General features: G+C 70.4%; 9 protein-coding genes. 7 read left to right on the top strand and 2 right to left on the bottom strand.

Annotation, left to right across the window (positions count from 1 at the left end):
* Positions 1–177: 177 nt before the first annotated feature.
* From EMA17_RS25045 to EMA17_RS25065, 5 genes are all read left to right on the top strand, one after another.
* Entirely contained in the window at positions 178–936 is a 759-nt protein-coding gene (locus EMA17_RS25045) for an enoyl-CoA hydratase family protein (protein WP_246126873.1), read from the top strand.
* Between the two features lie 35 nt (positions 937–971).
* On the top strand, positions 972–1841 hold the full coding sequence (locus EMA17_RS25050; RefSeq protein WP_126639350.1) for a CoA transferase subunit A: 870 nt from the start codon (positions 972–974) through the stop codon (positions 1839–1841).
* Entirely contained in the window at positions 1838–2611 is a 774-nt protein-coding gene (locus tag EMA17_RS25055; RefSeq protein WP_126639351.1) for a CoA-transferase subunit beta, read from the top strand. Before EMA17_RS25050 ends, EMA17_RS25055 begins: the two co-directional genes overlap by 4 nt.
* The gene (locus tag EMA17_RS25060) at positions 2608–3717 is read left to right on the top strand and encodes an NAD(P)H-dependent flavin oxidoreductase (RefSeq protein WP_371863038.1); all 1110 of its coding nucleotides are present in this window, start codon (positions 2608–2610) and stop codon (positions 3715–3717) included. Before EMA17_RS25055 ends, EMA17_RS25060 begins: the two co-directional genes overlap by 4 nt.
* Positions 3718–3959: 242 nt before the next feature.
* Positions 3960–6161 carry an MMPL family transporter gene (locus EMA17_RS25065; protein WP_126639352.1) on the top strand — a complete coding sequence of 734 codons (2202 nt, stop codon included), beginning with the start codon at positions 3960–3962 and terminating at the stop codon, positions 6159–6161.
* Between the two features lie 83 nt (positions 6162–6244).
* Here EMA17_RS25065 and EMA17_RS25070 read toward each other — a convergent pair whose 3' ends face one another.
* Positions 6245–7411, bottom strand: a complete 1167-nt coding sequence (locus EMA17_RS25070; RefSeq protein ID WP_126639353.1) for an acetyl-CoA C-acetyltransferase — start codon at positions 7409–7411, stop codon at positions 6245–6247.
* Positions 7412–7603: 192 nt separating this feature from the next.
* On the opposite strand from EMA17_RS25070, the gene EMA17_RS25075 reads away from it, so the two are divergent.
* Both EMA17_RS25075 and EMA17_RS25080 read left to right on the top strand, forming a co-directional pair.
* A complete protein-coding gene (locus EMA17_RS25075; protein WP_126639354.1) occupies positions 7604–8746 on the top strand; it encodes an acyl-CoA dehydrogenase family protein in 1143 nt (380 codons plus the stop codon).
* A 13-nt stretch (positions 8747–8759) separates the two neighbouring features.
* On the top strand, positions 8760–9788 hold the full coding sequence (locus tag EMA17_RS25080) for an acyl-CoA dehydrogenase family protein (protein ID WP_126639355.1): 1029 nt from the start codon (positions 8760–8762) through the stop codon (positions 9786–9788).
* Positions 9789–9912: 124 nt separating this feature from the next.
* Here EMA17_RS25080 and EMA17_RS25085 read toward each other — a convergent pair whose 3' ends face one another.
* Positions 9913–10689, bottom strand: coding sequence for an enoyl-CoA hydratase/isomerase family protein (locus EMA17_RS25085; protein WP_126639356.1), 777 nt, complete (start codon positions 10687–10689; stop codon positions 9913–9915).
* Positions 10690–10799 lie beyond the last annotated feature (110 nt).

Below are 10799 nucleotides of genomic sequence, written 5' to 3' on the forward strand. Positions count from 1 at the left end.
GCTCGGTTCGTCTGGCGTGGGTCGCTCGGGGTCAACTATGGTGGCAGAAATCTGACGATCAGTCAGATCGGGTGGTGATGTGCCTCTCACGACCGGACGGCCGCGTCGGCCGCACCCGCCGGTACCGGGCGCATGACCGGCCGATCCGACGCACGCGGCCGAATGGATCTGGTTGCCATGGCTATCCGTTACGAGGTGCGTGAGGGCATCGCCGAGGTGGTGCTCGACGCACCCCCCGTCAACGCGCTCACCGTCGCCGGCTGGTTCGAACTCGCGGACCGGCTCCGCGAGGCGAGCCGCGACCGGCAGGTCCGGGTCGTGGTGCTCCGGGCCGAGGGACGCGGCTTCAACGCCGGCGTCGACATCAAGGAAATGTCGAACGCCGAGGGCTTCGACGCGCTCGTGGGCGCCAACAAGGGCTGCTACGACGCGTTCGCGGCGGTGTACGACTGCGAGGTGCCGGTGATCGCCGCCGTGCACGGTTTCTGCGTCGGCGGCGGCATCGGCCTGGTCGGCAACGCGGACATCGTGGTCGCCTCGCACGACGCGTTCTTCGGCCTGCCCGAGGTCGACCGCGGCGCGCTCGGCGCGGCCACCCACCTGGCCCGGCTGGTCCCGCAGCACCGCATGCGGCAGATGGTCTACACGTCCGAGAACGCCCCGGCGGCCGAACTGCACGCGTACGGCTCCATCCACAAGCTGGTCGACCGGGACAAGCTGGTCGAGACCGCGTTCGAGGTGGCCCGCACGATCGCGGCCAAGAGCCCGACCGTGATCCGCGCCGCGAAGGCGTCGCTGAACGGCATCGACCCGGTCGACGTCAAGCGCTCGTACCGCTACGAGCAGGGCTTCACGTTCGAGCTGAACCTGACCGGCGTGTCGGACGAACTGCGCGACGCCTTCACCGAGGGCCGCGAAGCGGACACCTCCAAGTGACGCGGACCTCGCATCAGAGACGGGAGCAACCATCCATGGCCGACAAGCGCATGACGCCCGATCAGGTCGTCGCACAACTCTCCGACGGGATGACCGTCGGGATCGGCGGCTGGGGGTCGCGGCGCAAGCCGATGGCCCTGGTCCGGGCGATCCTGCGATCCGACCTCAAGGACCTGACCGTCGTCTCGTACGGCGGTCCCGACGTCGGACTGCTCGCCCGCGCCGGCAAGGCGCGCAAGCTCGTCTACGCGTTCGTCTCGCTCGACTCGATCCCGCTGGAGCCCAACTTCCGCCACGTCCGGGAGAACGGTCTGGTCGAGGCGGTCGAGTACGACGAGGGCATGTTCCTCACCGGGTTGCGCGCCGCCGCGCAGCGCCTGCCGTTCCTGCCCACCCGCGCGGGTCTGGGCTCGGACATCCTCACCGTCTCGCCGCACCTGAAGACCATCGAATCGCCGTACGGCGACGAGACGTTGGTCGCGATGCCCGCACTGAACCTGGACGTCGCGCTGATCCACGCCAACGTCGCCGACGAGCGCGGCAACGCCGCGCTGACCGGCCCGGACCAGTTCATGGACGACCTGTTCTGCCTCGCGGCGGAAAAGGCGTACGTCTCGGCCGAGCGCGTGGTGCCGAGCGAGGAACTGCTCAAGGCGGCGGGCTGCGTACACACCCTGACCGTGCACCGCTACATGACGCACGGCGTGGTCGAGGCGCCGAACGGGGCGCACTTCACCGAGTGTCCGCCGGAGTACGGCCGCGACGAGGCGTTCCAGAAGGCGTACGCGACGGCCGCCGCCGACCCCGAGGCGTGGGCCGCGTTCGAGCGGCGCTTCCTGAAGGTCGAGAGCGAAGCGGCGTATCAGGCCGCCGTCGCGGAATTCGCGAAGGAGAACGCCAAGTGAGCACCGACACCCTGACCGAGGCGACGCGCGCGGACGTGTGCGTGGCCGCCGTGGCGGACTGCTTCCGCGGCGACGGCGAGATCATCGGCAGCCCGATGGGCACCATCCCCACCATCGGCGCCCGACTGGCCCGGGCGACCTTCGAGCCGGACCTGATGTTGTCCAACGGCGAGTCGTACTTCTTCGAGGGCGACGCCCGACTGGGCGCCAAGCCCGACGAGTTCGCCGTGGTCGGCTGGATCCCGTACCGCCAGGTGCTCGACGTGCTCGCCTCCGGGCGCCGGCACGTGATGATGGGCCCGGTGCAGATCGACGCGCACGGCAACGCCAACATCTCCGCGATCGGCGACTGGGCCAGGCCCAAGCGTCAGGTGCTCGGTTCGCGCGGCGGACCGGGCAACACGATCAACCACACCACCAGTTACTGGATCCCCAGGCACTCGGCGCGGGTGCTGACGCCGAAGGTGGACATGGTCTCCTGCGTCGGCTACGACCGGGCCGCGGCGACGGGTTCGGCGGGTCGTTTCCACGAGATCCGACGGGTCGTCACCAACCTGTGCGTGCTCGACTTCGAGACCGACACCAAGGTCATGCGGCTGCGTTCGCTGCACCCCGGGGTGAGCGTCGACGAGGTGGTCGAGGCGACCGGTTTCGAACTGGTGGTCCCGGCCGAGGTGCCCACCTCCCGGGTGCCGTCGGACGAGGAACTGCGGATCGTGCGCGAGGTGTTGGACCCGCGCGGGATGCGCCTTCGCGAGGTGCCGGCGTGAGCGGGGCGAACGGCGTGAGCGGGGCGGCCGGTCCGCACCCGGCCCTGCGCAACGGCTTCACCGCGAAGTTCGGCGTCGAGCATCCGATCGTGCAGACCGGCATGGGCTACGTGTCCTACCCGAGCCTGGTCGCGGCCACCGCCGAGGCGGGCGGCCTGGGCATCCTGGCCTCCGCCACGATGACCTACGAGGAGTTGGTCGCGGCGATCGCGGCGGTGAAGAAGCGCACCGCCAAGCCGTTCGCGGTCAACCTGCGCGCGGACGCGCCGGACGCGGCCGAGCGGATCGACCTGATGGGTCGCGAGGGCATCAAGGTCGCGTCGTTCGCGCAGGCGCCGAAGAAGGACCTGATCGCACGGGCACACGACCTCGGCATGCTGGTGGTGCCCTCGATCGGGGCCAAGCGGCACGCGCAGAAGGTCGCCGAGTGGGGCGTCGACGGGGTGATCGTGCAGGGCGGCGAGGGCGGCGGGCACACCGGCTCGATCCCGACCACCCTGCTCCTGCCGCAGGTCACCGACGTGCTCCGGGGCAGCGAGGTCACGGTCATCGCGGCCGGCGGCTTCTTCGACGGGCGCGGCCTGGTCGCCGCGCTCGCGTACGGCGCCGACGCGATCGCGATGGGCACCCGCTTCCTGCTCACCTCGGACAGCCCCGTGGGCAACGCGGTCAAGGACGTCTACCTGGCCACCGACGTCAACGGCACGGTGGTGTCCAAGGAGGTGGACGGCGTCCCGCACCGGGTGCTGGCCACCGACTTCGTCAAGCGACTCGAACAGCGCTCGGTGATCGCCCGCTATCCGCGCTCGATCGCCAACGCGCTGCGGTTCCGCAGGCTCAGCGGCGCCAGGCTCACCGACATGGCCCGCGAGGGCCTGGCGATGAAGAAGTCGCAGGGATTGAGCTGGCCGCAGGTGTTGATGGCGGCCAACACGCCGATGTTGCTCAAGGCCGCGATGGTGGACGGCCGACCGGACCTGGGCGTGATGGCCTCCGGCCAGGTGGTCGGGGTGATCGAAGACCTGCCCTCGTGCGCGGAGTTGATCGACCGGATCACCGCGCAGGCGAGCACGATCCTGTACGACCTGGAGGCCGCCCGGGTCTGACCCGACGCCTCGAACCTCCTCGCCGGCACCGCCCCCCCCGTGGGCGGTGCCGGCGGCATTTCCGGCCGTATTCGGCCGTGTTCGCCGGGGATGCCCCCGCCCCGCCGACGCCCCTCGTCGATCCGGGGGGTGGGTCTGGACCCACCCCTGCTCGGGGTCCCGGCGCAGTGTTCCGCGAGCGGTCCGCCGACAGACTCGAACTGTCAGCGGGAAGCAGAGCGAGATACCGAGGGGACCTGACAATGGCCAAGCAGCCGGCGACCGTTCGCGTCGCACGATGGAGCGCCACCCACCCGTGGCGGGCGATCACGATGTGGATCGCCTTCGTCGCCATCTGCCTGGTCGTCGGCGGCGCGGCGGGTACCGAGAAGACCACCAAGGCCGACATGCGCACCGGCCAGTCCGGCCGGGCCGACGCGATCGCCAAGCAGTACGGCCTGGACGGCGCGGCGAGCGAGAACGTGCTGATCACCGCGAAGAGCGGCGCGCTGGACCGGACCGCGGCGAACAAGATCGCGGCCGAGGTCACCACCAAGCTGAAGGCACTGCCCGAGGTCGCCGAGGTCTCCGAGCCGATCCCGGCCACGAACGGCAAGGCGCTCCTTGTGCCGCTCACCATGAAGGGTGACGCCGAGAAGGCCAAGGACCACATCGACCCGTTGCTGAAGGCGACGGCGAGCGTCCAGAAGGAACACCCCGACCTGCGGGTCGAGGAGATCGGTGACGCCTCGCTCGGCAAGGGCATCCAGGACCAGATCGCCGAGGACCTCGGCAAAGCCGAACTGTTCAGCCTGCCGATCACGTTGGTCATTTTGATGGTCGCGTTCGGCGCGATGATCGCCGCCGCGGTGCCGGTGCTGCTGGCCATCTCCGCGGTGGGCGCCTCGATCGGCCTGTACGGCCTCGCCTCCACGGTCTTCCCCGACGCGGGCTCGGTGTCCAGCATCATCCTGATGATGGGCATGGCGGTCGGCGTCGACTACTCGCTCTTCTACGTCAAGCGCGAGCGTGAGGAGCGGGCCAAGGGCCGCGGCCGGATCGACGCGATCGAGATCGCCGCCGCCACCTCCGGACACGCCGTGGTGGTCTCCGCGATCGCGGTGATCGTCTCGATGGCCGGCATGTACATCGCCGACGACGCGATCTTCTCCAGCCTGGCCACCGGCGGCATCATCGTGGTCGCGGTCGCCATGGTCGGCTCGCTCACCGTGCTGCCCGCGCTGCTCGCCAAGCTGGGCAACAAGATCGACCGGCCCCGGGTGCCGATCCTGTGGCGGCTGACCGCCCGCGCGGACCGCGAGCCGCGTGTGTGGAAGGCCATGCTGCGCCCGGCGCTGAACCACCCCAAGACCACTTTGCTCGTGTCGGTGATCGCCCTCGGCGCGCTGGCCCTGCCGACCTTCGACATGAAGCTGCAGAACACCTCCGACGACGACTTCCCCCGCTCGATGGCCACGATGCAGACCTACGACCGGATGACCGAGGCCTACCCGAGCAAGCACAGCCCGTACAACCTGATCGCCCTCGCCCCGGCCGGCAAGGAGAAGGAGACCCGCGCCGCGCTGGACAAGGCGATCGCGCAGACCCGCACCAACCCGCTGTTCGCCAAGGACCCGGTCGAGGTGCTGGTCTCCGAGGACGGCCGCGCGTTCAAGGCCGACGTGATCGTGCCGCACATCTCCAGCTCCAAGGAAGCCAAGACGGCGTTGAAGCAACTGCGCTCGAGCGTGCTGCCGAACACCGTCGGCACGGTGGCGGGCGCCGAGTTCGCGGTCTCCGGTGAGACGGCGCTGAACAAGGACTTCGCCGACCACGTGCAGGACAAGCTGCCGCTGGTGATCGGCTTCGTGCTGCTGCTGACCTTCGTGATGATGTCGGTGACGTTCCGCTCGGTGGTGGTCGCGCTCACCGCGATCGCGATCAACCTGCTCTCCGCGCTGGCCTCCTTCGGCTTCCTGGTCGTGGTCTTCCAGCACACCTGGGCCGAGAAGTACCTGGACTTCCACTCCAGCGGCGCGATCATCTCCTGGTTGCCGCTGTTCCTGTTCGTGGTCCTGTTCGGCCTGTCGATGGACTACCACGTCTTCGTGGTCAGCCGGATCCGCGAGGCGGCCATGCAGGGGATGTCCACCAAGGCGGCGGTCGAGCGCGGCATCACCAGCTCGGCCGGCGTGATCACCAGCGCGGCGATCGTGATGGTCTCGGTCTTCGGGGTCTTCGGCACGCTGAGCATGCTCGACATGAAGCAGATGGGCGTCGGCCTGGCCGCCGCGGTCCTGATCGACGCGATCGTGGTCCGGATCGTGATCCTGCCCTCGCTGATGACCATCCTGGGCCGCGCCAACTGGTGGCCCAGCCGCGTCCCCCGCGTCCAGGCCCCCCAGCAGTACGTCCCGCAGCGCCCGTCCACCTACGAGCCCCAGGTGTACCAGCAGCGCTACTGATCGCCAGGCGCTTCCCGCGAACCCCGAAGGGCGCGAGTACCGGACCCGGTACTCGCGCCCTTCGGGTTCGTCGTGCCCGGGGCTCAGCCCAGGCGTTCGATGATGGTGACGTTGGCCTGGCCGCCGCCCTCGCACATGGTCTGCAGGCCGTAGCGGCCTCCGGTGCGCTCCAGGTGGTGGAGCAGGGTGGTCATCAGGCGGGCGCCGGTGGCGCCGAGCGGGTGGCCGAGGGCGATCGCGCCGCCGTTGGGGTTGACCTTCTCGTGCGGCGCCTTGATGTCCTTCATCCAGGACAGCACCACCGGGGCGAACGCCTCGTTGATCTCGACCGCGTCGATGTCGTCGATGCCCAGGCCGCACCTGGCGAAGGCGTACTCCGTGGCCGGGATCGGCGCGGACAACATCTCGATCGGGGACGCGCCGCGCACGCTCATGTGGTGGATCCGGGCGCGCGGGGTGAGGCCGTGCCGCTTCAGCGCCCGCTCCGAGACGATCAGCAGCGCCGCCGCGCCGTCGGAGATCTGCGACGCGACGGCGGCGGTCATCCGGCCGCCCTCCATCAGCACCTTCAGCTCCGCCATCTTCTCCAGGGTGGTGCCCCGGCGCGGCGGCTCGTCGACCGAGACCACGGTGCCGTCCACGTCGATCGGCGCGATCTCCTTCTCGAACCACCCGTTGTCGATCGCGTGGATCGCCCGCTCGTGCGACGCGAGCGCGAAGTGCTCCATCTCCTCGCGGGAGATGTCCCAGCGCTTCGCGATCAGCTCGGCGCCGTGGAACTGGTCGACCGGCTCGTCGCCGTAGCGCGCCACCCAGCCCTTGGAGCCGGAGAACGGGTCGGTGAAGCCGAGCGGCTTCGCCGAGGTCATCGCCGCGCCGATGGGGATCTGGTTCATGTTCTGCACGCCGCCGGCGATCACCACGTCCTGGGTGCCGGAGAGCACACCCTGCGCGGCGAAGTGGATCGCCTGCTGCGAGGAGCCGCACTGCCGGTCGATGGTGACCCCGGGCACCGCCTCGCTGTAGCCGGCGGCGAGCCACGCGGTACGGGCGATGTCGCCCGCCTGCGGGCCGATGGTGTCCACGCAGCCGAAGACCACGTCCTCGACCACGTCGGGGTCGATGCCGCTGCGCTCGACCAGCGCGGTGAGCGCGTGCGCGCCCAGATCGGCCGGATGCACCCCGGACAGGCTGCCCTTCTTGCGACCGACCGGCGTACGGACCGCGTCGACGATGTATGCCTCGGCCACTGGGGCCTCCTTTGATCCTCGTTGTTTCCACGGACGACCTGCCTCGGTCCGCGTGTCCGATCACACGCCGCGCACGCTGTCGCCACACCGCGTACAGCAGCTAACCTGACGACCCGTCAGTTATGCTACCCGTGTCCGACCGGGTTTCGACCTGTGTGTCCTCGGTCTCACACCCGTCGAGGGAGTCGCCCAGTGGATCTCGAATTCACCGAGCAGGAGCAGGAGTTCCGCCGGGAGGCGCGCGCGTGGCTGACCGCCAACGTGCCCGCCGAGCCACTGCCGTCGATGGACACCCGCGAGGGCTTCCTGGCCCACCGCGCGTGGGAGCGCAAGCTCTTCGACGCGCGCTGGGCGGTGGTGTCCTGGCCCCGGGAGTACGGCGGCCGCGAGGCGGGTCTGACCGAGTGGCTGATCTTCGAGGAGGAGTACTACCGCGCCGGTGCCCCCGGCCGGGTCAGCCAGAACGGCATCTTCCTGTTCGCCCCGACGCTCTTCGAGTTCGGCACCCGGGAGCAGCAGGACCGCTACCTGCCCGCGATGGCCGCGGGCGAGGAGATCTGGGTCCAGGGCTGGTCCGAACCCGAGGCCGGGTCCGACCTGGCCAACGTGCGCTCGCGCGCGGAGCGGGACGAGGAGCGCGGCGGCTGGCGGCTCAGCGGCCAGAAGATCTGGAGCTCGCGCGGTACCTACGGACACCGCCTGTTCGGCCTGTTCCGTACCGACCCCGGCGCGCAGCGGCACCGCGGGCTGACCTACTTCATGGTCGACCTCGCCGCCGAGGGCGTGACGGTGCGACCGATCCCGCAGCTCGACGGCGAGCCGGGCTTCGCCGAGGTCTTCCTGGACGACGTCTTCGTCCCCGACGCCGACGTGCTCGGCGGGGTGGACGAGGGCTGGAAGATCATGATCGCCACCACCGGCAGCGAGCGCGGGCTCAACCTGCGCAGCCCGGGCCGCTTCGTGGCGCCGGCGAACCGGCTGATCGAGCTGTACCGGCGTGACCCGCGCCCGGCCGAGCGGGACGCGGTGGTGCGGGCCTGGATGGACGCCGACGCGTACCGGCTGTTCACCTTCGGCACGGTCACCAAGCTCCAGGCGGGCGGCGCGATCGGCGCCGACTCCTCGATCAACAAGGTCTTCTGGTCCGAGATGGACGTCGAGCTGCACGCGACCGCGCTGCGCCTGCTCGGCGAGGCGGGCGAGCTGGACGACGGCGACGGCGGCTGGCTGGACGGCTTCCTGTTCGCACTCGGCGGGCCGATCTACGCCGGCACCAACGAGATCCAGCGCAACACGATCGCCGAGCGCATCCTCGGCCTGCCCCGAGCGAAGTAGAAGGGTCCCGACGATGCGCCTCGCATACACCGAAGACCAGGAACTGTTCCGCGACACGGTCCGCGACTTCCTCGCCGACCGGTGCACCACGGCCGACGTGCGCGCAGCGTGGGCCGCCGACACCGCGATCTCCGCGCGCTGGGTCGAACTCGCCAAGGTCGGCGTGACCGGCATCGTGATCCCGGAGGAGCACGACGGCCTGGGCATGGGCGACGAGGAACTGGCCGCCGTGCTGGTCGAGGCCGGCCGGGCCGCGCTGCCCGAGCCGCTGCTGGAATCGGCGGTCGCGGCCGGCCTGCTGGCCGAGTTCGCGCCCGACGCCGGGTGGTTGGCCGAGATCGCGGCCGGTCGGGCGGCGGCCTCCGTGCTGCTGCCCGGGCAGCGCCTCGCGGTCGAGGCCGCGGCCGCCGACGTCCTGGTGATCGGCCTGGCCGACGGCGACCTGCACGTGGCGACGCCGGCCGACTGCGTACTGACCGCGCGGCGCTCGGTCGACCGCAGCCGCAAGCTCTTCACGGTCGACTTCACGCCGACCGCGCGGACCCTGGTGGCCTCGGACACCCGGCGGGCGCTGGCCCGCGCGGCGGATCGGGGCGCGCTCGGCGCCGCGGCGCAACTGCTCGGCCTGACCCGGCGGATGCTGGACATCACCGTCGAGTACGCCAAACAGCGGGTCCAGCGCGGTGTGCCGATCGGTTCGCACCAGTCGGTCCAGCACCACCTGGCCAATGTGCTGATCAAATTGGAGTTCGCCCGCCCGGTGGTGCTGCGCGCGGCCTACTCGCTGGCCCGCGACCTGCCCTCGGCGGGCCGCGACGTGTCGATGGCGAAGATCTACGCGGGCGAGGCGGCCGACCTCGCGGCCCGCAACTGCCTCCAGGTGCACGGCGCGATCGGCTACACCGAGGAACACGACCTGCAACTGTTCATGAAGCGTGCCTGGGCGCTGGGTACCGCGTGGGGCGACGCGGGCGTACACCGCGACCGGATCGCGGCGGACCTGCTCGGCGACGCGCCGGCCCCGCCCACACCCGCGTTCTGACCCGCCCCGTTGGACTGACGACGTATCAGGCGGCCGTCGTCACGCGCGAACGCCCCCGGTTCCTCGGTGAATCGGGGGCATTCGTGTTCCCGGGGCGGTGGTGGCGTCCCCGGACCACGCGGCCTCAGCGCACCCGGAACTCCTTGCTGCGGCCCTGGAACAGGCCCGCCTGCTCGGACCAGTCCAGGTTGCCCAGTTCGATCAGGTGCGGGGCCATGGTGAGGGCCTGCGCGCGGGTGAGGTCGCGGGCCGCCCAGATCGCGCGGATCGAACCCTGGACGCCGTGCGGGGGGTAGGAGGCGATGGTCTCGGCGGCCCAGCGGGCGGTGTCGAGCAGGTCGGCGGCGGGGACCACCTGCGACACCAGGCCCGTCTCGTAGGCCCGCTCGGCGCTCATCCGCTCGGCGTTGCCGAGCAGGGTGAGCCGCATGACCTCGCCGAGCGGCATGCGCTGCGCCAGGTGCATCGACTCGAACCCGGACACCATGCCGTACGTGGTGTGCGGGTCGAAGAACGTCGCCCCCTCCGCCGCGATCGCGAACTCGCACTCGCCCAGCAGGTAGAACGCGCCGCCGCAGGCCATCCCGTTGACCGCGACGATCACCGGCTTCCACAGGTCGGAGAACTTCGGGCCGACCCGGAGCATCGGGTCGTCCATCATGTACGGCGACGACGGCTGCGGGATGTCCACACCGCGGTCGATGCCCGTGCAGAACGCCTTGTCGCCCGCGCCGGTGAGCACCACGCAGCGCACCTCGTCGTCGTGCCGCAGGTCGCGCCACAACGCGTGCAACTCGTCGATCATGGTGATGTCGAACGCGTTGTGCCGGTCCGGGCGGTTCAACGTCACCCACGCGACGCCGTTTTCCTGCTCGTAGCCCAGCGTCTCGAACTTGCGCATAGTCAGCCTTCAATCATCGGTCGCCACCGCTTCGCGGTGGTGTGCGTCTCGATCGCCGCGATGCCGCTTCCCTCGCCGCCATGATCTGACGTACCGTCAGGTTCAATCAA

It is taken from the genome of Embleya hyalina, assembly GCF_003967355.1.
Taxonomy (GTDB): Bacteria; Actinomycetota; Actinomycetes; order Streptomycetales; family Streptomycetaceae; genus Embleya; species Embleya hyalina.